This window comes from Frankia tisae, assembly GCF_025403405.1.
In the GTDB taxonomy this organism is placed as follows: Bacteria; Actinomycetota; Actinomycetes; order Frankiales; family Frankiaceae; genus Frankia; species Frankia tisai.
The window spans coordinates 1-391 of the sequence record NZ_JANEZT010000861.1 but is presented as its reverse complement, the minus strand read 5'-3'; the positions used below and the strand labels follow the sequence as shown (position 1 = coordinate 391).

The 391-nt window shown below is 62.1% G+C and carries 1 protein-coding gene; it reads right to left on the bottom strand.

Features of this window, described 5'->3' with window-relative positions:
* On the bottom strand, window positions 1-391 hold a 391-nt coding region (locus NBZ85_RS32020), incomplete at both ends, for a hypothetical protein (RefSeq protein WP_261563535.1).

The following is a 391-nucleotide window of genomic DNA, read 5'->3' as shown; positions in this document are numbered from 1 at the left end:
ATCCATCACAGCAGCGACCTGCGCGTTGGAAGCGCCCTCCACCTCCGGCAGCGGCCGGTCTTTCAGCTGGATGTTCTGCGATTTCGACGCCTTGGCCCTCTCCTTCTGCTCAGCCAGGATGACCCCCCGATCAACAAGCCCGCCATGGCTGTCTTGCCATAGGTGGTCCAGCGTGGAGGCCTTGTCGTTTTTCCTGGACCAGCTTTTGGCCAGGGAAGCCAATACCTCGTCATCGCCGAACTCAGCCTCCCGTCGCCATTCGTCTGCAGCCACCCTACGCATCGACCGCTCGTGATGCTCTTGCCTGCTGGCATAGATTGACGAAGCTTCGCGATGGCGCGAGAGCGCGACGCCAGCAGCGTCGCGGGCCAGATTCCACCCGTCCTTGATG